The sequence below is a fragment of the Microbacterium sp. NPDC056569 genome, assembly GCF_042793475.1.
GTDB lineage: Bacteria > Actinomycetota > Actinomycetes > Actinomycetales > Microbacteriaceae > Microbacterium.
Genome location: NZ_JBHTUV010000002.1, coordinates 198,664 through 220,208, shown reverse-complemented (window position 1 = coordinate 220,208; position 21,545 = coordinate 198,664). Strand labels below are relative to the sequence as shown.

Genomic DNA, 21,545 nt, shown 5'->3' with positions numbered 1-21,545 from the left:
CGCCCCGATTCATCCCGTGTGCGGACCAATCGCAAGGAAGCGAAGATGCCAGAAATGACCACCGCCGCCGAGCCGATCATCGAGCTCGTCGGCGTCAAGAAGTCCTTCGGCCCCGTGAGCGTGCTCAAGGGCGTCGACCTCAAGGTGCGGCCCGGCAAGGTCACCGCGCTGGTCGGCGACAACGGCGCCGGCAAGTCCACCCTCATCAAGGGGCTGGCCGGAGTGCAGCCCTACGACGAGGGCGAAGTCCTCATCGACGGCACCCACCGCGACCTGCACGCCCCGCGCGACGCGTCGGGGCTGGGCATCGAGGTCGTCTACCAGGACCTCGCCCTGTGCGACAACCTCGACATCGTCCAGAACATGTTCCTCGGCCGCGAGGAACTGTCGTTCGGCACGTTCGACGAGGGCCTGATGGAGAGGGAGGCCTCCGACACCCTCCGCTCCCTGTCGGTGCGCACCGTGAAGTCGGTGCGCCAGAAGGTCTCCTCCCTGTCCGGTGGCCAGCGGCAGACCGTCGCCATCGCGCGCGCAGTGCTGAAGAAGGCCCGAGTGGTCATCCTCGACGAGCCGACTGCGGCGCTGGGCGTCGCCCAGACCGAGCAGGTGCTCAATCTCGTGCGCCGCCTCGCCGACCAGGGCGTCGCCGTGATCCTCATCAGCCACAACCTCGCCGACGTCTTCGCCGTCGCGGACGACATCGCCGTCCTCTACCTCGGCCAGATGGTCGCGCAGATCGACGCGAAGGACACGACCCGCGACGACGTCGTGGGCTACATCACGGGCACGAAGACGCTCGGCGGAGTGGAGATCATCGGCACGAACACCATCGCCATCGAGGGAGACCTGTCATGACCATCAACGCCCCTCGCACCGAGGCCTCACCGGACCCGGTTGCCAGCGACCTCATCGGCAGTGGCGTCGAGGGCGGGCTCGGCGACCAGATCACCGCGTGGTGGCAGCGCATCCGGGGCGGCGACATGGGCGCACTCCCCGCAGTCGGCGGCCTCGTCGTGCTGGTGGTGCTGTTCAGCATCCTCAGCCCGTTCTTCCTCACCGAGCGCAACTTCGCGAACCTGCTGAACCAGGCCGCCTCGCTCGTCGTGCTGGGCATGGCGCTCGTCTTCGTACTGCTGCTCGGCGAGATCGACCTGTCCGCGGGCGTGACCGGCGGTGTCGGCATGGCGCTGTTCGTCGTGCTCAACGCGGTGTGGGGGCTTCCCTGGCCTCTCGCTCTGCTGATCGGATTCGGCTTCGGCTTCCTCACCGGCGCGACCATCGGCTTCTTCGTCGCGAGGGTCGGAATCCCATCGTTCGTCGTGACGTTGGGCTTGTTCCTCGGATTCCAGGGCCTCGCCCTGGTCATCATCGGGCCCGGCGGCCTCTACCGCCTTCAGATCCCCGAGCTGCGGGCGATCCAGAGCGAGAACCTGCCCGTGTGGGGCGGCTGGGCGATGCTCGCGATCATGCTGCTGATCTCGGCCGGCACGTCGTTCTGGGATCGGCGGCGTCGCTCGCGGGCCGGCGTCCCCAACCGCGCGATCTCGCTGGTGTTCATCAAGCTGGCGGTCATCGCGGTCCTCGGCGGTGGCGCGGTGTACGTCCTCAACCAGAACCGCGGCCAGTCCGTGGTCGAGGTGAGCGGCGTGCCCATCGTGGTCCCGCTGGTCCTCCTCATCCTGTGGATCGGCACTTTCGTTCTCGACCGCTCGCGGTTCGGCCGCTACATCTACGCGATCGGCGGCAATGCCGAGGCCGCTCGCCGTTCGGGCGTCAAGGTGCGCTGGATCAAGTGGTGGGCGTTCGTCGTCTGTTCGAGTCTCGCCGTGCTCGCCGCCCTGCTGAGCGTCTCGCGGGTCGGCTCGGTGGACGCGACCGTCGGCCGTGACATCGTCCTGAGTGGAGTAGCCGCAGCCGTCGTCGGCGGCGTCAGCCTCTTCGGCGGACGAGGCCGGCTCATGCACGCCGCCATCGGTGCGCTGGTCATCGCGGTGATCACGAACGGACTCGGTCTGCTCAAGCTCCCCGCGGGATTCAACCTGCTCATCACAGGTGGTGTGCTGATCCTCGCTGCGACCGTGGACGCCCTCTCGCGACTGCGCTCCGGCGGAGGCAGGGTCTAGCGGCATCCAGCAGCGCGAAGGCGCCGGGCGGCAGCATCCGTCCGGCGCCTTCGTCTGTCATCCCCGTGGCGCACGCAGCGCGATCGTCTCCTCCACCCACGCCGGCACGAGCTCGCCCGCGCGGCCGGCGCGTGCGTCGTCGAACGGAACGGGCGGGTCGCTGGGCTCGAGGTTGAGCTCCACGGTGCGGGCGCCGAAGGCGGCGGCGAGCGCGACGTAGCCCGCGGCCGGGTGCACCTCCCCCGACGTGCCGATCGAGACGAACACGTCGCACGCGACGACCGCCTGCTCGATGCGGTCGAGCTCGTACGGCATCTCGCCGAACCAGACCACGTCGGGGCGCAGCATCCGTTCTCCGCATTCCGGGCATGCGGGGCGGTCGATGAGGTCGGCGTCCCAATCCGGCCGGGATCCGCACGCGAGGCAGAGCGCGCGCCGCAGCTCGCCGTGCATGTGCACGAGGTTGCGGCTGCCGGCACGCTCGTGCAGGTCGTCGACGTTCTGCGTGACGACGAGCAGGTCGTCGCCGATCGCGCCCTCGAGGCGGGCGAGCGCGCGGTGGGCAGCGTTCGGAGACACGGATGCCACGGCCCGGCGTCGCGCGTCATAGAACGCCTGAACGAGGTCGGGGTCGCGCTCGAATCCCTCCGGCGTCGCGACGTCGTCGATGTCGTGCCCCTCCCAGAGACCGTCGGCGCCGCGGAACGTGGGCACACCGCTCTCGGCCGAGATGCCGGCCCCGGTGAGCACGACGATGCGGTTCATCGCACGGTGCCGGGCGCGACGTGCGACAGCACGCGCTCCCACACGTCCGCGAGGATCAGCCGCGCCTCGAGGGCGTCCGTCTTCGGCACCATCTCGACCCGGGCCGACGCCAGGTGATCCTTGAACCAGCGGGCGGCGCCGGAGGCGGCCATCGGGTCTGCCTGGCCGTTCATGAGGAGCGTCTTCGCAGCGATGCGGTCGAGGACCTCGGCGACCTCGCTCGCGCCGAGCTCGGACTCCGGCCGGGGAACGGCGACGAGCGCCAGCCGGTCGACGCCCTCGCCGAGGTGCGCCGCGATCATGATCGCGAGCTCCCCGGCCTCGCCCACTCCCACGAGGCCCACCGGGCGCCCGTGTGCTTCCTCGGCGATGAATCGTGCGATGACGGTCGCGGTCGCCTCCGCCGGGGTCGCGCCCCGGTACGCCGCGGGATCGTCGATGTCGTCGACCGTGAGCCCCACCGCGACGATCCTCGCGTCGCGCCGCGCGGTGACGTCGGGCCGCGGATCCGAGAGCGTCGAGACCCCCGAGCGGAGCAGGACGACGGTGCGGTCCGCGCCGGGCGCCCCGAAGCTGCGGTTCTCGTAGGAGGCGTCGGGCGCCGGTCCCTTGGTCATGGCGAAATCCTACGTTCGGCCCCGAACGACCGCGAGACGTCATCGGAGCGCCGAGACTGCAGGCGCTGCCTGCAGTCTCGGCGCTCCGTTGGAGTCTCGCGGAGAGGGAGTGTGGGCTCAGGTCACGCCATGAGCGGGATCGCGCCGACCAGCACTCCCACCGCGAGCATCGCGAGCGACACGATGGTGGCCCGCCACAGCACCTTCTTGTGGTGGTCGCCCAGATTGACGCTTGCGAGCGACACCAGCAGCAGGATCGCGGGCACGAGCGGGCTCTGCAGGTGCACCGGCTGGCCGGTGATCGAGGCGCGCGCCATCTCTACCGGGGCGATGCCGAAGTGCTCGGCGCTCTGCGCGAGCACCGGGAGGATGCCGTAGTAGAACGCGTCGTTCGACATGAAGAAGGTGAACGGGATCGACAGGATGCCCGTGATGACGGCGAGGAACGGGCCGAGCGAGGCGGGGATCACCGTCGTGATCCAGGTGGCCATGGCATCGACCATGCCGGTGCCGTTCAGCACGCCGACGAGCACACCGGCCGCGAGGACCATCGACACGACGCCGACGATGCTCGGGGCGTGGGCGACGATCTCGTCGGCCTGGCTCTTGAGCTTCGGGAAATTGACCACCAGCGCGATCGCGGCGCCCACCATGAAGACGTACGCGAGCGGGAAGATGTCGAGCACGAGCAGCACCATGACCGCGAGCGTGAGCACCAGGTTGAACCAGATCAGCTTCGGCCGCAGCGTCGCACGGTTCGGGTCGAGCATGGTGTCGGCCATCGCCGTGTCCTCGCGGTCGACGACCGCCGTCGCCGCGGGCACGCCGCCGTGTCCGCCGGCGAGCGTCACGATGTTGCCGGTGCGCAGCGTCGCACGGGCGCCGGGCTTCGAGTCGGAGCCGCGGAAGATGCGGGGACCGGCGAGCGAGCCGTCGTCGCCGAGCCGCGAAGTGTCGACGTTGCCGATGCGCTTGCGCTCGGAGAGGCCGAGGAACCAGGCGAAGGTCAGCGCGATGACGATGCCGGCCGCGAGGGACGGGAGCATCGGCACGAAGATGTCGGTGGGCTGCAGGCCGAGCGCGGTGGCGGCGCGCACGGTCGGGCCGCCCCACGGCACGATGTTGAGCGTGCCGTTCATGAGGCCCGCGACGCACGTGAGCACGACGGGGCTCATGCCCAGGCGAAGGTAGATCGGGAGCATGGCGGACGTCGTGATGATGAACGTCGTCGACCCGTCGCCGTCGAGCGAGACCGCTCCGGCGAGGATCGCGGTGCCGAGCACGACCTTCGCGGGGTCGTCGCCGAGCAGTCGCGTGATCGCGCGGATGAGCGGGTCGAACAGGCCGACGTCGATCATGATGCCGAAGTACATGATCGCGAACATGAGCAGCGCGGCCGTCGGCGCCATGCTGCCGATGGCGTCGATGATCATGTCGCCGAGGCCGAGCCCCGCGCCGGCGAAGAGCCCGAAGACGGTGGGCACGATGATGAGCGCGACCATCGGTGTGAGCCTTCGCGTCATGATGAGCGCCATGAAGACGAGGACCATCGTGAAGCCGAGGGCCACCAGCACCCATTCGGGCGGGACGAAGGCCGTCGCGTAGCCGTCGTCGGCCTCGGCGGCCTGGAGGAGGAACGGTGCTGCCGCGTTCATGTCGACTCCTTCGTCGTAAGGTGCGTCAGGTCTCGCGCACCGATCGCGGTGCGTTCGAGAGAGGCTAGGGCGCGGCGGGGCCCCGGCGCGCGGTAAGTCGCATTCCCTCACGTTGTGCGCGTAGCGTGTGTTCTGCGCATTATGCTCACGCGCACCCGCTCACACGCCCCGGGAGGTGGCATGCGCTTCGCGACACGGCTGCTGCTGGTGCAGCTCGCGACGGTCACCGCCGTCGTGGCCGTGTGCGCGCTGGTGTTCGGGTGGCTGGGTGTGCGCCAGCTGCGGGCCGAATCCGAGGCTGCCGCGCTCAACATCGCCCGCACCGTCGCCGAGGACCCCGACGTGAAGTCGCTCGTCGCGGAATTCTCGGCGGATCCCGGAACGCCGGACGCCGCGGACCTCCGCGACGGTCCCCTGCAGCAGATCGCGACGGATGTCGCCGACCGGACCGACGCACTGTTCGTCGTGGTCACCGATGATCACGGCATCCGTCTCGCCCACCCGAATCAGGACCTCCTCGGGCAGGTGGTCTCGACACCCTTCGCCGAGGTCCTCGAGGGCAACGAGGTCGTCGACTGGGAGGTCGGCACGCTCGGCGAGTCGGCGCGGGCGAAGGTGCCGATCTATGCCGAGGCCGGGGGCGAGCCGGTCGGCGAGGTCAGCGTCGGCTTCGAGCGCGCGAGCGTGTTCGACGACCTCCCCGCTCTCCTCACGACGATCGCAGTCGCCGCGCTCGGCGGGGTCGCCCTGGCCACGCTCGCGACCCTGCTGCTGCGACGGCGCTTCGAGCGGCTGACGCTGGGACTTCAGCCCGAGGAGCTCGTGGCGCTCGTGCAGAACCAGGCCGCGGTGCTCGAGGGCGTCGGCGACGGCGTCGTCGCGCTGGATCCCGACGGCGTCGTCCGTGTGTGCAACGAGGCGGCGGAACGGATGCTGCGGCTCGTAGATCCCGTCGGTCGCCGGTTCGACGATGTGGGGCTGCCGGACGAGGTGATCCGCGCGGTGCGAGAGGGCGCGACGGCCGCGGAGGCGGTGGTCGGGGACCGCGTGCTGTACCTCGACACCCGGCCGGTCCGCCGCGACGACCGTGCGCTGGGTGAGATCGTTGTCGTGCGCGATCGCACCGACGTCGAGGCCCTCGCCGGGCGCCTCGAGACGGTGCGCGCCATGACCGAGGCGCTGCGCGTGCAGCGGCACGAGTTCGCCAATCGCCTGCACGTCGCGTCAGGGCTGATCGACGCCGACCGCGTCGAGGAGGCACGTGCGTTCCTCGGCGATCTGACGGAGCGCGGCGCAATCGACTTCGCGGTCGCGGGCCTCGAGCGGGTGCCCGACACGTTCCTCCAGTCGATCCTCGGCGCGACGGGTGCGGCGGCCCGCGAGCGCGGGGTGACGCTGCGCATCTCGGACGACACGCTGCTGCTGAGCGAGGTGGCGCTCCCGGAGGATGTCGCCGCGATCCTCGGCAACCTCGTCGGCAACGCGGTCACCGCGGCCGTCTCCGGCGACGAACCCCGATGGGTCGAGATCGCGCTGCTCGGCGACGGCGGCGAGCTCGTGGTCACGGTCGCCGACTCCGGCCCCGGCGTGCGCCCCGCCGGAGCCGACCCGTTCGGTCGCGGCACCCGCGGAGCCGACGCGAGCGACCGGGACGACGTCCACGGCCACGGCTTCGGCCTGCCGCTGTCGCGCGACCTCGCACGCCGGCATGGCGGTGACGTCTGGCTGATCGATGCCGGCGGTGACGGCTCCGGCGCCGTGTTCGGCGCGCGACTGCCAGGCGCCCTGCGCCGCGACGCGGCGCACTCTGGGGAGGAGACCCCATGACCCAGCCCATCCGCGTGCTCGTCGTCGACGACGACTTCCGCGTCGCCGGTCTGCACCGCGACGTCGTCGCCTCCCGCCCGGGTTTCACCGCGCTCGACGCCGTGCACTCGCTCGGCGTCGCCCGGCAGGCCGTGCGCACCCAGGCTCCCGACCTGCTGCTCGTCGACGCGTTCCTCCCCGACGGCGACGGGGTCGAGTTCGTCGCGGGGACCGACGTCGACGCGTTCCTGCTGTCGGCCGCGACGGATGCGGCGACCGTGCGTCGCGCGCTGCGCGCCGGCGCGCTCGCCTACCTGACCAAGCCGTTCGACGCCCGCGTGCTCGCCGAGCGCCTCGATCGCTATGCCCGCATGCGCAACCTGCTCACGACCGATCGTCCGCTCGAGCAGGAGCAGATCGACCGAGCGCTGACAATCCTGCACGGTGCCGCCGAGCCCGCGACCGTGGCCCGCTCGGCGACGGAGCAGCTGATCCTCGAGGGCCTCGGCGACGACGAGGCCTCCGCGGCCGAGGTCGCCGACCGCGTGGGCATCTCGCGGGCGACGGCGCAGCGTCATCTCGCGACACTCGCCGCCCGGGGCCAGGTCGAGGTGCGTCTTCGTTACGGCACGACGGGCAGACCCGAGCACCGGTACGTCGCCGCCCGCCGCTGAGCTGCGCGGCCGGGCGCCCACACCCCTGCGCGCTCCACGTCACGTGCAGGCTCGGGTCGCAGCATCCGTCACCCGCGCAGCAGCGTGCGCAGCGACTCGATCGTGTCGGCCTCGCCGGGGCGCTTGTCGGGCCGGTAGCCCTTCACCCGCGCGAAGCGCAACGCGACGCCGCCGGGATACCGCGTCGAGCGCTGCACGCCGTCGATCGCGATCTCGACGACCGTCTCGGGTCGCACGTGCACCGCATACGCGGAGCGATGCGTCTCGATGGTCGGGAAGAACTCGGTCTGCCAGCGCAGCGTCGCATCGGTGAGACCTTTGAAGGTCTTGCCGACCATCACGAAGCCGCCAGGCTCGCCGAAGGCGCCCTCGGGATCGCGTGCGCCCAGGTGCAGGTTCGAGAGCTGCCCCGCGCGCCGGCCCGATCCCCACTCGACGGCGAGCACGACGAGGTCGTAGGTGAGCACCGGCTTCACCTTGAGCCAGCTCTTGCCGCGCCGCCCCGCGGCGTAGGGCGCGTCGAGCGCCTTCACCATGACTCCCTCGTGACCCGCCGCCAGCGCCTGGCGCGAGAAGTCCTCGGCCGCCGCGGGGTCGTCGGTGACGATGCCGGGCATGCGGGCATCGCCGACGGCCCGGTCGAGCAGCTCGAGGCGGGTGGCCAGCGGCTCGTCGATGAGGTCGCGGCCGTCGAGATGCAGGATGTCGAAGAACCACGGCCGCAGCACGGCGTCCGCCCCCTCGTCGCCCATCGACCCGAATCGCGACATCGTGTCTTGGAACGGTCGCGGACCGCCGTCCTCGTCGAGCGACAGCGTCTCGCCGTCGAGGATGACGCGCTCGGCCGGAAGCCCACGCACCGCCTCCACCAGCTCGGGCACCCGGTGCGTGATGTCGGCGAGGCTGCGCGTGAAGACGCGCACGTCCTCGCCGTCGCGATGCACCTGGATTCGGGCGCCGTCGAGCTTGTATTCGACGGATGCTGCGCCCCCGAGGGTCTCGAGGGCCTCTGTCGTCGACCCCGCCGTCGCCGCGAGCATGGGCAGCACACCGCGCCCGACTTCGAGCCCGACCGCCGCGAGCTCGTCGGCAGTGCCGGTGAGCGCGATCAGGGCCGTCGCGCCGAGGTCGCCCGACAGCATCGCGGCGCGCCGCACGACCGGCGCCTCCCGCGCGGAGCCCTTCGCGAGGGCGTCGAGGAGGACGCCCTCCAGAGCTCCCGTCCGCAGTTCGCCCATCATGACGCGCGCCAGGAAGTCCCACTCGTCCGCCGTCGCGGCACCGGCGAGTGCGTCGAGCTCGGCGCGTCGTGCCAGCACCGAGCCCGCGCCATCGGCGGCCGCCAGACGGCTGAGCGACGCATCGACCTCGAGCACTGTCAGCGTCGAGTCGTCGGCATGGGCGACGTCGAGGCCGGCCAGGCTCCGCCAGCCGACTCCGAGTCGACCCTGTCGCGGGTTCGCGGTGAGGAATCCGATCGCGGGGGCGATCTCGTCGGCGTCGAGCTCGCGCAGCAGCGCGGCGAGCACGGCGACCTTGGCCAGTCGCGACGACGTCGCCGCGACCTCGCCCGTCGCGGTCACCAGCTCGTTCAGCAGCACATCGGCATTCTGGCACCCGCCTCCGACACCTGTCCCCTGCTCGACCTGCGCCCGACCTCAGCGCGCGACCGTGCGCAGCGCGGCTTCCAAGTCGGGGTACGCGAAGTCGTATCCCGCCGACAGCAGCACCTCCGGCGAGACCCACCGGCTCTTGAGCACGAGCTCGGGCTCGGTGCGCAGCACCGCCATCGCCGGCTCGAGCATGAACCGGTAGGCGGGAAGGCCGATCGGCTGCCCGACCACCCTGCGCAGCGTCGCCATCAGGGTCCGGTTGTCGCTCGCGCGGGGCGCGACGAGGTTCACCGGCCCTTCGATCTCCGGCCGGTCGCGCACGACGCGCACCGCGCCGACGACGTCGTCGATGTGGATCCAGCTGAAGCGCTGGCGCCCGCCCGACCGATGCCGGCTCGGGCGTCCGTTCCCCGTCGGGTGCGGCCCGATCCCCCGGTAGCGGCGGTGCGCCCACCACCAGCCGTCGTGCTGCGGGCCGCCCAGGCCCAGTCGCGCAAGACGCAGCAGCATGTGCGAGGCAGGCCCGTCGCCGATGACGATCGCCATGCGCAGCGCGACTCGGCGTGTCGCCGGCAGGTCGCCGGCGAAGAACTCGTCCTCCCAGTTCCGCGCGACGTCGACGGAGAACCCGTCGCCCAGCTCACCGTCGGCTTCGGTCTGCGGGCGGTCCATCGCGTAGCGGTAGATCGTGGCGGTGCTGGCGTTGAGCCATACGCGGGGCGGGGTCGCAGCATCCGTCACCGCCTGGCGCAGGGTCCTCGTCGTCTCGACCCGCGATCGCAGGATCTCGTCGCGATTCGCATCGGTGTACCGGCAGTTCACGGACTTGCCCGCGAGGTTCACGAGTACGGAAGCGCCGTCGACGAGCGCACGGATGCCGCCGCCGTCGTCCCACGTCGCGTCGGCGTGCGACCGGCCGATGGTGCGGACCTCGTACCCGTCCTCGGCGAAGGCCTGGACGAGCGCCGCGCCGACGAAACCGGACGCACCGGCGATCACCGCGACCGGGCGGGAGGACGTCGGGTGGGACGGAGAGGGCTGTGAGGTCATCGATCCCAGTCTGCCGTGGAGCCGCCACGTAACAGGTCGATGAGGCGACACGGTCAGCCGGCGACCGCCTCCGCGACGGTGTCGATGAAGCGGAGATGCTCGTCGACGGTTCCCGAAGCCGTGATCGCCCGCAGCACGACCTCGTCCACGCTGTCGCGATACGCCGCGATCCGGTCGGGCAGCTCGCCACCCGGCCGGATCACCGTGTCCGCGGCGTCGATGTCGAGCCGGGCGAAGTTCGCGGCGTACGCCGGGTAGCCGGCATAGCGGGCCGTCTCCTGCTCGAGCACCGCGACCGCGGCGGGGTCGACGGCGGTGCGCACGTAGAGCGCCACGTGCGTCTCGGGTGTGATCCCGCGCGCCCGCGCCGCCTGCTCGGCGGCGACACCGGGCGTGAGCCAGCTGAGCAGCAGTCCGTCGGATGCCTCTGCACCCGCGCGCCGCATCCGCGGTCCGAGTGCGCCGACCACCACGCGGGCGCCGGTGCGATCGCGGAGGGCGGTGGCGGCATCCGTCACGCCCCCGACGGCCCCCGTGCGCAGCTGCCCCGAGCCGATGCCGAGCACCAGCCGGTCGGCGGGCAGTCCCGCGGATGCTGACACGATGTCGTCGGGGGTGCGACGGTCGATCGGCAGCACGCCGGTGGCGAGCACGAGCCGCTCCGTCGCGCGGGCGGCGGCGCCGAGGACCTCCAGCGCGTCATGCCCCGGGGTGTCGTTGACCCACAGGGCGTGCAGCCCCGCGGCCTCCGCCGCCGCCGCGACGCGTGCGCCGAGCTCGGGGCCGGCCGCCGCCGCGATCCCGATCGAGAGCGCCGCGGTCATCAGGCGCTCGCGTCGACGATCCGTGCGACCTCGGCGGCCGCCCGGTAGAACTCGGCGATGTCGCCGCGCGACGAGGGCAGCAGCACGACGTCGTCGACGCCCGTGTCGAAGAAGCGCTGCGCACCCGCCGCGACCTGCGTCGGGTCGCCCCACAGCGCGCGCTCCGCCGGGTCGGGCTTGTCGCCGACATCGGCGATGGCGCGGGCCTCCGCGTCCGGACCGAACGCGGTGATGACGTAGGCGACCACGTCGTGACCGTCGCCGCGGCCCGCGGCGGCACGCGCCTCACGGATGGCGGCCGTCGCGGTCGCGTACTCGGCTGCGGTGTGCCCGCTGTCGAGCACCGTGCCGTCGGCGACCTCGCCGCTCAGCCGCAGCGTCTTCGGCCCCTCGGCCGCCGCGTACACGAGGGGCGGCGTCGTCGGCGGGTAGTCCAGGCGCACGTCACGGAGCGTGACGTATCGGCCGTCGACGGTCACCTCGTCACCCGCGAGCAGGCCCCGCAATGCGGGAACGTACTCGCGCATCAGGGTCAGCGGAGAGGCGACGCGCGCGCCGACCTGCCCCATCCAGTCGAGCACGCCGTGACCGACGCCCGTAAGCAGGCGCCCTGGGAAGAGCCGCTCGACGGTGGCGATCTCCATCGCGGTCGCCGCCACGTTGCGCAGCGGCATGGGTGCGATCCCGATGCCGATGCGCAGCGCCTCCGTCCATGCGAGGGCCGCGCCCACGGTCGCGAACGAGGACTGCCGGAAGCAGTCCTCCCAGATCCACAGTTCGGGCAGTCCCGCCGATTCGGCGGCGAGAACGGCGTCGCGGAACTCGTCGGGGCTGTGCGTGTACGGGTTGAAGATCGCGCCGATGCGGGTCATGCACCCACTCTGTCAGCGCCCGGCGACACGCGCACGCCGCCATCCGCTAACGCGCGCGTCGCGCAGGCGCAACCCCGTGGCCGCGGCCGATGCGGGTCGATCACGCTGGAGGCATGGCGCGCATCGGCACCTCCGGCTGGGTCTACCCGCACTGGCGAGGCGTGCTGTACCACGGCCCGCAGAGCCGCTGGCTGGATGAGTACATCGCCGAGTTCGACGTCGTCGAGCTCAATGGCAGCTTCTACCGCTGGCCGGCGGACGCGCGCTTCGCCGCCTGGCGCGACCGCCTGCCGGAGGGCTTCGAGATGGCGGTGAAGGCCCCGCGCGGGCTCACGCACGCGCGGCGGCTGCTCGAGCCGGAGGTCTGGATCGAGCGCGTGACCCGCGGGCTCCACGAGCTCCGCGGCCGCCGTGGACCTCTCATCGTGCAGCTGCATCCGGGCATGGAGCGCGACGACGCACGCCTCGACCACTTCCTCACGGCGCTGCCGCGGTGGACGCGGCCGGCCGTGGAGTTCCGGCATCCGTCCTGGACCGCCGAGGCGGTCTTCGCGATCCTCGAACGCCACGGCGCCGCGTACTGCGTCATGAGCGGCGCCCGTCTGCCCTGCATCCTGCGCGCCACCGCCGACCTCGTCTACGTGCGGTTGCACGGTCCCGACCCCGAGAATCTGTACGGAGGCTCGTACTCCGACGACGATCTCGCATGGTGGGCCGAGCGCATCCGCGAGTGGGAGCGCGCCGGCCACGAGGTCCACGCGTACTTCAACAACGATGGCGGCGGCAACGCCGTGCACAACGCGCGGACCCTGAAACGGATGCTGCAGCCATGACGCGCGTGAAGGGCGCCGTGCCCGGAGCACGTCGCCCTTCCGCTCACCTGTCACGAAGCGCCGGCGTGACCGGCACATCATGACAGGTGAGCAGGGGTCGATGGCGCTGTGCCCGGAGCACGTCGCCCTTCCGCTCACCTGTCACGAAGCGCCGGCGTGACCGGCAGATCGTGACAGGTGAGCAGGGGTCGAGACTCGATCAGGCGGCCGCGGCGAACGGCGAACCGGCGACGACCGAGAGCGCCGGGCCGGCAGCATCCACCGTCACCGTCCCGCCGTCGACGAGCGCACCCGTCACGAACAGGTCGGCGATGCGGTCGTCCACCTCGCGCTGGATGAGGCGGCGCAGCGGCCGGGCGCCGTACTCGGGCTCGTACCCGTTGTCGGCGAGCCACGCGACCGCGGAGTCCGTCACCACCAGCGACACCTCGCGCTTCGCGAGCCGCGCGTCGGATGCACCCAGCAGCAGGCGCACGATGCTCTGCAGCTGCGGCTTCTCGAGCTTGCGGAACAGCACGATCTCGTCGATGCGATTGAGGAACTCGGGCCGCATCGCCTCGCGCAGCTTGCCGAAGACGCGGTCGCGCAGATCCTTCTCCGAGCCGAAGCCGGTGGCCCCTCCCCCGTCGGCGAGGAACCCGATGGCACCGCCACGCGACGCGAGGAACTCGGAGCCGAGGTTCGACGTCATCACGACCACCGTGTTGCGGAAGTCGACCGTGCGGCCCTGGCCGTCGGTGAGGCGACCGTCGTCGAGCACCTGCAGCAGCAGGTTGAACACGTCGGGGTGCGCCTTCTCGATCTCGTCGAACAGCACGATCGAGTACGGGTTTCGCCGCACGCGCTCGGTGAGCTGGCCCGCCTCGTCGTACCCGACGTATCCGGGAGGGGCGCCGACGAGGCGCGACACGGTGTGCCGCTCGCCGAACTCGCTCATGTCGAAGCGGATCACCGCCGTGTCGTCGTCGAAGAGCGACCCGGCGAGCGCCTTGGCCAGCTCCGTCTTGCCGACACCCGTCGGGCCGAGGAAGAGGAACGATCCCACCGGGCGCCGGGCATCGCCCATGCCGGTGCGGTTGCGGCGCACGGCCTTGGCGACCGCGGTCACCGCGTCGTCCTGCCCGATCACGCGGTCGTGCAGCTCGTCCTCGAGGGCGGCCAGGCGCTCGCGCTCGGTCTCGGTGAGGCGGTTCACCGGGATGCCGGTGGCCCGGCTGATCACCGCGGCGATCTCGGGCTCGTCCACGATCGCCTCGGTGCGCACCGCGGCGCCGGCAGCCGTGGCCCGCTCGAGGCGGTCCTGCACCTCGGCGATCTGGTCGCGGATCTGCGACGCCTCTTCGTAGTGCTCGGCCGACACCGCGGCGTTCTTGTCGGCCTCGAGGGTCGCGAGGCGCTCGATGAGCCCGCTCACGTCGACCTTCGAGCCGAGCCGCAGCCGCAGCCGAGCACCTGCCTGGTCGATCAGGTCGATCGCCTTGTCGGGCAGCACGCGCTCGGTGAGGTACCGGTCGCTGAGCTCGACGGCGGCACGCAGGGCCTCGTCGGTGTAGACGATGCCGTGGTGCTCCTCGTACGCGGACTTGAGGCCGCGGAGGATGAGCACGGCGTCCTCGATCGAGGGCTCGCCGACGCGTACCGGCTGGAACCGGCGCTCGAGCGCCGGGTCCTTCTCGATGACGCGGTACTCCTTGAGCGTCGTCGCGCCCACGAGGTGGAGCTCGCCGCGCGCGAGGCGGGGCTTGAGGATGTTGCCCGCGTCCATGCCGCCGTCACCGGCGCCGCCCGCGCCGACGACGGTGTGCACCTCGTCGATGAACACGATGAGCTCGCCCTTGTGCTCGGCGATCTCGTCCATCGTCTTGGTGAGGCGCTCCTCGAAGTCGCCGCGGTAGCGGGTGCCCGCGAGCATCGCCGGCAGGTCGAGCGCGACGACGCGCTTGCCCAGGAGCTGCTCGGGCACGGAGCCGTCGACGATCGCCTGAGCGAGTCCCTCGACGATCGCGGTCTTGCCGACGCCGGCCTCGCCGACGAGCACCGGGTTGTTCTTGGTGCGACGGCTGAGGATCTCGATCGTCTGCTCGATCTCGTCGGCGCGCCCGACGACCGGGTCGAGTTCACCGGCGACGGCGCGCGCCGTCAGGTCGGTGCCGTAGGTGTCGAGCATGGGGGTGACGGATGCTGCGCCCTCCGCGCTCGCGGCGCCCTGGGCGGTCTCGCCCGGTGTCACGGTCTCACGGGCACCCTGCATGAGCGCCTCGGCGGTCACACCGGCGCGCGCCAGGACCTGGCCCGCGGGGGTGTCCTGCGCGAGCACGAGCGCGAAGAAGAGGTGCTCCGGGTCGACGTACGTCGAACCCGAGGATCGGGCGACCTGGAAGGCGTGGAACAGCGCCCGCTGCACCGACGAGGTCACGACCGCCCCGTCCACGTCGGCGGCTGCCGTGGCGGCGGGAAGGCGCTCCTCGGTGGCGCGTGCGATCGCGTCGGCGTCCGCGCCGATGCGCCGGACGGCATCGCGCGCCGGTGCCTCGGCGACGAGGATCCGCAGCACGTGCAGGGCGTCGAGCTCCTGCTGGCCGCGGTCCAGCGCATACTTGCCGGCACGCTGCAGCAGCTCCTGGGTGCGGGCACCGAGGTAGCGGCTCAGGTCGATCGAGCGCTCGGCACGCGCGCGCTCGCCCGCGAGGTAGCGCGCCAGGAACTCGTCGAACGAGCTCGCGTCGTCGCCGGCCTGGGGGGTGAAGTCTTCGGGCATTCCATCTCTCCTGAAACTTGAGTGGAGGAGTGTCAAGTCTTGAACTTGACACAAGCATTGTCAAGTTCAACCCTTCTCACCCGCAGGTATTCCCCCGCGGCGGATGTCGCATCCCCGGCGTAACGTCGTCAGCCAGGGGGACCCGCTTCAACGACGAGAGGGAACACGATGGACTGGAAGATCGAGCTCATCTACGTGCCGGTGACGGACGTCGATCGCGCGAAGGAGTTCTACGAGAGGATCGGCTTCAACGCCGACCACGATCAGACGCCTTTCGACGGACTCCGGTTCGTGCAGATGACCCCACCTGGGTCCGCGTGCTCCATCGCCTTCGGCACCGGCCTCGGCAACGACCTCGAGCCCGGCCGTCAGGACACCATCCAGGTGGTGGTACCGGACGCCGACGAGGCGCTGGCGCACCTGCGCGCCAACGGCGTCGAGGGACGCGGCGTCGACGAGCAGGACTGGGGTCGATTCGTGCAGTTCGACGACCCCGACGGCAACACCTGGACGCTTCAGCAGCTGCCCGCCTGGCGCTGAGACCGCATCCGTCATCGACGGCACCGGCACGCGACTCGGCCGCTCCGCTCGCGAACGAGTGGGGCGGCCGAAAGCGGAGGTCGTCAGTCGCGTCCGCCGGGCGGGCCCAGGATGAGGAGCACGACGAACAGCAGCACGACGGCGAACGCGATCAGGGCGCCGAGCACCCAGGGGCGTCGCAGGAACCAGCGCATGAGCCGGTCGTACCAGGTGCCGTCGCGCGGGTCGTCGGTGGCCTCGAGCCGCCACTCTCCGGCGAGGCGACCGCTGCGCTGGAGCCACAGCTCGGCGGGGATCGTGGCGTAGGGGATGACGGCGCTCACGAGCGCGAGCACCGTGGGGCCGGCGTGCCACCGGTTGTTGAGAGCGACGAGGATGACGGTCGCGCCGTACGACAGGAAGATGAAGCCGTGGATGCCGCCGCCGATCGTGACGCCGAGCGCCCAGTCGGTGGTGGCGCGGATGATGAGGCCGGCGATGAGCAGCGTCCATGAGATCGCCTCGAGGATAGCGAGCGCGCGGAACAGGGTGTGGGGGTTGCGGAACACACCTTCAGCCTAACTGAAAGTGTTTCAGGCTTTCTGAAGGTTTTCTGGGCAGCCTCGGCCTACTCGGGCGCCAGCCCGAACGGCTGCTCGTGCAGGCCTTCCAGCGCTGTCGCGAGCCCCGGAGCCCCCGCGGCGAGTCCGGCGTCGAGCGCCGCCAGCCGTTGCTCGGCCGCGTGCAGCACCTCGCTCCCCCGCTCCGTCACGCGCAGATCAGACGCTGCGCCCGCATGCTTGGTCGCGTCTGCCACGAGCCCGTCGGCGACCAGGGTCTGAACCGCGGTGTGCGCGGACTGCACGGTGATCTGCGACCGCCGCGCGAGCTCGCTGAAAGAGATGCCCGGCGTCGCCTCGATGTGGGCGAGCAGTCCGTATTTGCGCGTCGTGAGCCCGAGATCGCGCAGCTGCGCGCCGAGGTGCGCGTCCCACACGGCCGCCACGGTCAGCAGCGAGATGACGGGACTGAACGCACGGTCTGGCACCGTTGAATGCTAGTCCCGCTGCCGCGGGACGGCACGCATTCCCCCGCAGTTCCCGGAACCGGACCCGCCCGCCCGGCTACCGTGGGACGGTGACCTTCTCGCTCGACGCCCTGCGCCGATGGCCCGACGTCGAGGCTCCCGACCTCGTGGCGACGGATGGTGCGGACCGGCTGCTCCTCGACGAGTCCGCCGCCGCGCGCGCCGGCGCCGGCGACAGCGGGCTCGTGGTCATCGGCGACGCCTACGGCGGGCTGACGCTGAGCGCCGCCGCGGACGGCGGTCGCAGCATCCGTGTCCATCAGGATCCCCTCACGGGCGAGCGCGCCCTCGCCGCCAACGCCGAGCGGTTCGGCCTCGTCGACACCTTCTCGTCGCTGCCGCTGTCGACAGACCTGGTGCGGGGCGCGCGCGTCGTGCTGCTGCGGCTGCCGCGCTCGCTCGACGCGCTGCGCGACATCGCGGGGCTGATCGCCGCGCACGCGGCTCCCGACGTCGTCGTGTTCGCCGGCGGTCGCGTCAAGCACATGACCCTCGCGATGAACGACGTGCTGCGCGAGAGGTTCGCGCAGCTCGACGTCACCCACGCGCGCCAGAAGTCCCGCGTGCTCGTCGCCCGTGAGCCCCACGACGGGGCGGATCCTGTGCCGACCCGCGCGACGCACGACGGGATCGTCGTGTGCGCATACGGCGGGGCGTTCGCGGGCGCGACGATCGACATCGGCACGCGGTTCCTGCTCGAGCACCTGCCTCCGCTCGCCTGCGACACCGTGCCCATCGACTTCGCAAGCGGGACCGGCGTGGTGGCGACGGCGCTGGCGCTGCGGCATCCCGATCTCCGCGTGCTCGCGTGCGACCAGTCGGCAGCCGCCGTCGCGTCCGCGCGCGCGACGGCGGAGGCCAACGGCGTCGGCGAACGCGTCGACGTCATCCGCGACGACATGCTGAGGGCCCAGCCCGACGGGACCGCGACGTTCATCGCGCTGAACCCGCCCTTCCACTCCGGCTCCGCGGTGCACGAGGGCATCGCGCCACGCATGTTCGCGGACGCGGCGCGGGTCCTCCGACCGGGCGGCGAGCTGTGGACGGTGTGGAACTCGGGGCTGCGCTACCGGCCCGCGCTGGAGCGGGCGGTCGGGCCGACGCGGCAGATCGCGCGCAACGCCAAGTTCACCGTGACGGCGTCGACCCGCCGCTGACGCCTACTCGCTCGCGTCGGGGGTCGGCTCCGGCGTGGGCCCGAACAGCACCCAGGCGCCGTCCTGGCACTCATAGAACTCCACGGCCGCCGTGTCGATGAAGACATCGCCGTCTGCGGTGCAGGTGTCGTTCTGGGGTGCCGACGTTCCGAGCATCACCTGCGTGCCGGGGGCTCCCGGCGCACCGCTCGGGCCTTGAGCGCCTTCGGCGCCCTGCTCACCCTGCTCACCCTGCTCACCCTGGGGCCCCTGCGCGCCGGCCGGGCCCTGCTCCCCCGTGAGGTTCTCGGCCGCGGCAGCCCGGATGTTCCCCACGATGGTCCACTCCCCGTCCTGGAAGAGGTACACGTCGGAGGTTTCGATGTCGATGTAGACGTCGCCCTCGTATCCCTTGCCGGCCTCGGGCACCCCGGTACCCGCTCGCACGGCGGAGCCTGCGGGGAGGATCTCGGCGAGGACGTCCTCGTACTCCGGCGATGCCGTCGCGGACGCCGACGGCTGGGGCGCGGGCTCGGCCGTGTCGACGGACCGCGCGAGCCACGAGCCCATGAACGCGGCGAAGAACGACAGCAGCACGAAACCGAGGCCGAACCACACCAGCGTCCCGCGCGTCACCGGCGGAGCGGGCTGCGCGCCTCCACTGGCGGGGGCGGCAGCCCCTGCCGAACCCGCCTCTTCGTCCACGGCCAGATCCCCTTCCCAGCACGTCCCCGCAGCACCCGGCTCCCACAGCCGGGTGTCGTTGTGACCACTGTAGGAACGCGGGCGCGCCGTGTCACGTGTTCCGCGGAATTCGGCGCCGCGACGGGCACAGATCGCGCGACGACGACGGGGCGTCACCCGGCGGCGGGGTCACCGGGCGCTGCCCGTCGGCTCGTATCGCTCGGGGACGATCTCGAGCTCGCCGTGACCCGCGGTGAGCGAGCGCAGGTCGAGCACATAGCGCGTGAGCTCCGCATCCGGCACCGTCGCCCTGATCCGCGCACGGCCGTCGTCGCTGCGCTCCGTCGACCCGACCCGGGCGCGGCGGCTGGCGAGGTCGGTGAGCACCGGGCCCTGCAGGTCGGAGGGGACGGTCACCGTCACGCTCGACACCGGCTCGAGCAGGACCGTTCCCGCCTCGGCGAGCGCGGCCTTCACCCCCAGCGAGGCGGCCGTGCGGAACGCCATCTCCGACGAGTCGACCGAGTGCGCCTTTCCGTCATAGAGCTCCACGCGGACGTCGACCACGGGATGCCCCTGCGGCCCGCCCGTCGCCAGCGCGTCGCGGGCACCCTTCTCGACCGCGGGGATGTACGAGCGCGGCACCGCACCGCCCACGACGGAGTCCTGGAACTCGAATCCGCCGCCGGGGGCCAGTGGCGAGACCCGCAGCTGCACGACGGCGAACTGCCCGTGGCCGCCCGATTGCTTCTTGAGCTTCCCCTCGGCACTCGCGGTGCCCGCGATCGTCTCGCGATACGCGACAGGCGCCGGCGACGTCACGACGTGGACGCCGAGCACCCGAGCCAGGCGGTCGACGGCGACCGCGACGTGCGTGTCGCCGAGGCCGCGGAGGATCGTCGCGCCACCGGTGCGGTCGACGATCAAGGTCGGGTCGTCCGAGACGAGCCGCGTGAGCGCGGTCGAAAGCTTGGCGTCATCGGACTGCGACACGGGTTCCAGGCTCACCGCATACACGGCAGGCCGATCGGGCAGGCGTGCGGGCCGCGCACCGGTGCGCGGCCTCGTCCAGAGCAGCGAGCCGGAGGGCGTCCCGGCGAGCTTGGCGACCGCGCCCACCTCGCCGGCGCGCAGCGCGTCGACGGAGAGGTGCTCCGCACCGCGCAGCCGGAAGAGCGCCGGCATCCGCTCATCGACGCCGGTCGTCGCGTTGTGCAGGCGGTCGCTCGGGCGCAGGACGCCGGAGAGGACCTTCAGCATCGCGACCTGACCGACGAAAGGATCCGCGAGGGTGCGGAACACGTGCACGAGCGTCTCCCCGGATGCGTCGATCGCCACCGGCTGCAGTGTGCCGCCTTCGCCCGCCTCGTCGACGCCGATGCGGATGACGCCGTCGCGCGATCCGGGCGGCGGCGCGAGCTCGCACACCAGATCGGCGACCCGGTCGATGCCCGTCCCCGTGACGGCGGAGCACAGCAGCACCGGGACAGCCTCGCCTGCCGCCACTTCCTTGGCCAGCGTGCGGCCGAGTTCGCGCGGTGACGGCTCGTCCCCCTCGAGGTAGGCCTCGAGCTGCGCGTCGTCGTGCGACACGATCTCCTCGGTCGCATCCTGGTGGAGCCGGTGCTCCTCGTCGGCGATCTCGCTCGGGATCGGCTCCGCGTGATGGCGGCCCTTCTCGTCGTACACGAGCATGTGCTCACCGAGCACGTCGGCGATCGCGTGGAATCCCTGCTCCTCGGCGATGGGAAGCTCCAACGGCACGAGTCGCGGGCCGAATGCGGCGCGCAGGTCGGCGAGCACGCGCCGGAAGTCGGCTCGTGCGCGGTCCTCCTGCGTCACCACCACGAGGCGCGGCACGCCGGCGGCATCGGCGGCGGCCCACACGACCCGCGTTCCCGCCGTCACGCCGTCCACGGCGCTCACGACGAGGATCGCCACGTCGCACACCGCCAGAGCCGCGTCGACCGCCCCGATGAAGTCCGGGTGCCCCGGGGTGTCGGCGAGCGTCAAAGCGGTGCTCGTGCCGTCCTCGCCCGACCAGACCAGGTACGCGAGCGAGAGACCGAGTGACACTCCTCTCGCGGCTTCCTCGGGCTCGAAGTCGCACACGGTGGTGCCGTGCTCGACGCTCCCCATCCGCGGGATCGCCCCGGCACGGTGCAGCAGCGCTTCGGCGAGCGTCGTCTTGCCGGAGCCGCCGCCTCCGACGAGCGCGACCGTTCGATGTGTGGGTGAGGACGCGGCTTCCACGAAGACCTCCCGCGACGATGCGGACTCAGGATCGTACGTCCATCGTGGCGGTGATGCCGCGGCGGCACCAGGGCAACGTCGTGCGAGACGGCGGGGATTGACCGGGGGGCCGACGCGAGAATGCCGGCGCCCCCGGTAGCCGCGAGCTCGGGACCCACGGCCGGGGTGCCGGACCGGGGCTCCGGCGCTATCCCCCACTCAAGAGACACACTCCCTAGGGATCTATTACGCGAGTTCTCCGGGCTTTCTCGTGCGAGGGCACGAGGTGGGGATCAC

Annotated in this window: 19 protein-coding genes; 7 read left to right on the top strand and 12 right to left on the bottom strand. The window is 71.7% G+C overall.

Annotated features, from left to right (window positions below; genetic code table 11):
* Positions 1 to 45: 45 nt before the first annotated feature.
* Positions 46 to 855, top strand: a complete 810-nt coding sequence (locus ACFQ7C_RS03395; protein ID WP_378897913.1) for an ATP-binding cassette domain-containing protein — start codon at positions 46 to 48, stop codon at positions 853 to 855.
* The gene (locus ACFQ7C_RS03390) at positions 852 to 2,123 is read left to right on the top strand and encodes a sugar ABC transporter permease (protein ID WP_378897910.1); all 1,272 of its coding nucleotides are present in this window, start codon (positions 852 to 854) and stop codon (positions 2,121 to 2,123) included. Before ACFQ7C_RS03395 ends, ACFQ7C_RS03390 begins: the two co-directional genes overlap by 4 nt.
* A 57-nt stretch (positions 2,124 to 2,180) precedes the next feature.
* On the opposite strand, the gene ACFQ7C_RS03385 is transcribed toward ACFQ7C_RS03390, so the two are convergent.
* The 3 genes from ACFQ7C_RS03385 to ACFQ7C_RS03375 all read right to left on the bottom strand — a co-directional run bounded on the left by ACFQ7C_RS03385 (position 2,181) and on the right by ACFQ7C_RS03375 (position 5,160).
* Positions 2,181 to 2,888, bottom strand: a complete 708-nt coding sequence (locus ACFQ7C_RS03385; protein WP_378897908.1) for an NAD-dependent deacylase — start codon at positions 2,886 to 2,888, stop codon at positions 2,181 to 2,183.
* Positions 2,885 to 3,505 (bottom strand): hypothetical protein, encoded by a 621-nt coding sequence (locus ACFQ7C_RS03380; RefSeq protein WP_378897906.1) that lies wholly within the window; start codon positions 3,503 to 3,505, stop codon positions 2,885 to 2,887. The genes ACFQ7C_RS03385 and ACFQ7C_RS03380 overlap by 4 nt, the downstream gene beginning before the upstream one ends.
* 122 nt (positions 3,506 to 3,627) lie before the next feature.
* Complete coding sequence (locus ACFQ7C_RS03375) at positions 3,628 to 5,160, bottom strand: CitMHS family transporter (protein ID WP_378897903.1); 1,533 nt, start codon at positions 5,158 to 5,160, stop codon at positions 3,628 to 3,630.
* 180 nt (positions 5,161 to 5,340) lie between these two features.
* On the opposite strand from ACFQ7C_RS03375, the gene ACFQ7C_RS03370 reads away from it, so the two are divergent.
* On the top strand, positions 5,341 to 6,987 hold the full coding sequence (locus tag ACFQ7C_RS03370) for an ATP-binding protein (protein WP_378897901.1): 1,647 nt from the start codon (positions 5,341 to 5,343) through the stop codon (positions 6,985 to 6,987).
* Positions 6,984 to 7,640 (top strand): response regulator, encoded by a 657-nt coding sequence (locus ACFQ7C_RS03365; protein WP_378897898.1) that lies wholly within the window; start codon positions 6,984 to 6,986, stop codon positions 7,638 to 7,640. The genes ACFQ7C_RS03370 and ACFQ7C_RS03365 overlap by 4 nt, the downstream gene beginning before the upstream one ends.
* A 68-nt stretch (positions 7,641 to 7,708) precedes the next feature.
* On the opposite strand, the gene ACFQ7C_RS03360 is transcribed toward ACFQ7C_RS03365, so the two are convergent.
* Genes ACFQ7C_RS03360 through ACFQ7C_RS03345 form a run of 4 tightly spaced genes read right to left on the bottom strand, consistent with a single transcriptional unit; the run spans position 7,709 to position 11,999 of the window.
* A complete protein-coding gene (locus tag ACFQ7C_RS03360; protein ID WP_378897896.1) occupies positions 7,709 to 9,241 on the bottom strand; it encodes an ATP-dependent DNA ligase in 1,533 nt (510 codons plus the stop codon).
* Positions 9,242 to 9,298: 57 nt separating this feature from the next.
* Entirely contained in the window at positions 9,299 to 10,303 is a 1,005-nt protein-coding gene (locus ACFQ7C_RS03355; RefSeq protein ID WP_378897893.1) for an epimerase, read from the bottom strand.
* 53 nt (positions 10,304 to 10,356) lie between these two features.
* Positions 10,357 to 11,127: an LLM class flavin-dependent oxidoreductase gene (locus tag ACFQ7C_RS03350; RefSeq protein WP_378897890.1), complete on the bottom strand. Its 771-nt coding sequence runs from the start codon at positions 11,125 to 11,127 to the stop codon at positions 10,357 to 10,359.
* A complete protein-coding gene (locus tag ACFQ7C_RS03345) occupies positions 11,127 to 11,999 on the bottom strand; it encodes an LLM class flavin-dependent oxidoreductase (protein ID WP_378897887.1) in 873 nt (290 codons plus the stop codon). Before ACFQ7C_RS03345 ends, ACFQ7C_RS03350 begins: the two co-directional genes overlap by 1 nt.
* A gap of 113 nt (positions 12,000 to 12,112) precedes the next feature.
* Here ACFQ7C_RS03345 and ACFQ7C_RS03340 point away from each other — a divergent pair, with 113 nt between their 5' ends.
* Positions 12,113 to 12,832 (top strand): DUF72 domain-containing protein, encoded by a 720-nt coding sequence (locus ACFQ7C_RS03340; protein ID WP_378897884.1) that lies wholly within the window; start codon positions 12,113 to 12,115, stop codon positions 12,830 to 12,832.
* Positions 12,833 to 13,031: 199 nt separating this feature from the next.
* Here ACFQ7C_RS03340 and ACFQ7C_RS03335 read toward each other — a convergent pair whose 3' ends face one another.
* Positions 13,032 to 15,590 carry an ATP-dependent Clp protease ATP-binding subunit gene (locus ACFQ7C_RS03335; RefSeq protein ID WP_378897881.1) on the bottom strand — a complete coding sequence of 853 codons (2,559 nt, stop codon included), beginning with the start codon at positions 15,588 to 15,590 and terminating at the stop codon, positions 13,032 to 13,034.
* Positions 15,591 to 15,758: 168 nt separating this feature from the next.
* Here ACFQ7C_RS03335 and ACFQ7C_RS03330 point away from each other — a divergent pair, with 168 nt between their 5' ends.
* A complete protein-coding gene (locus tag ACFQ7C_RS03330; RefSeq protein WP_378897879.1) occupies positions 15,759 to 16,130 on the top strand; it encodes a GNAT family N-acetyltransferase in 372 nt (123 codons plus the stop codon).
* Positions 16,131 to 16,213: 83 nt separating this feature from the next.
* Here ACFQ7C_RS03330 and ACFQ7C_RS03325 read toward each other — a convergent pair whose 3' ends face one another.
* Both ACFQ7C_RS03325 and ACFQ7C_RS03320 read right to left on the bottom strand, forming a co-directional pair.
* A complete protein-coding gene (locus tag ACFQ7C_RS03325; protein ID WP_378897876.1) occupies positions 16,214 to 16,678 on the bottom strand; it encodes a DUF3817 domain-containing protein in 465 nt (154 codons plus the stop codon).
* Positions 16,679 to 16,737: 59 nt separating this feature from the next.
* Positions 16,738 to 17,157: a MarR family winged helix-turn-helix transcriptional regulator gene (locus tag ACFQ7C_RS03320; RefSeq protein ID WP_378897873.1), complete on the bottom strand. Its 420-nt coding sequence runs from the start codon at positions 17,155 to 17,157 to the stop codon at positions 16,738 to 16,740.
* Positions 17,158 to 17,246: 89 nt separating this feature from the next.
* On the opposite strand from ACFQ7C_RS03320, the gene ACFQ7C_RS03315 reads away from it, so the two are divergent.
* Complete coding sequence (locus ACFQ7C_RS03315; RefSeq protein WP_378897870.1) at positions 17,247 to 18,353, top strand: class I SAM-dependent methyltransferase; 1,107 nt, start codon at positions 17,247 to 17,249, stop codon at positions 18,351 to 18,353.
* Between the two features lie 3 nt (positions 18,354 to 18,356).
* Here the strand turns inward: ACFQ7C_RS03315 and ACFQ7C_RS03310 are convergent, their stop codons facing one another.
* Together ACFQ7C_RS03310 and ACFQ7C_RS03305 are read right to left on the bottom strand one after the other, a co-directional pair.
* On the bottom strand, positions 18,357 to 19,037 hold the full coding sequence (locus ACFQ7C_RS03310) for a hypothetical protein (RefSeq protein WP_378897867.1): 681 nt from the start codon (positions 19,035 to 19,037) through the stop codon (positions 18,357 to 18,359).
* Between the two features lie 168 nt (positions 19,038 to 19,205).
* Positions 19,206 to 21,269 (bottom strand): elongation factor G, encoded by a 2,064-nt coding sequence (locus ACFQ7C_RS03305; RefSeq protein WP_378897865.1) that lies wholly within the window; start codon positions 21,267 to 21,269, stop codon positions 19,206 to 19,208.
* Between the last annotated feature and the right edge of the window lie 276 nt (positions 21,270 to 21,545).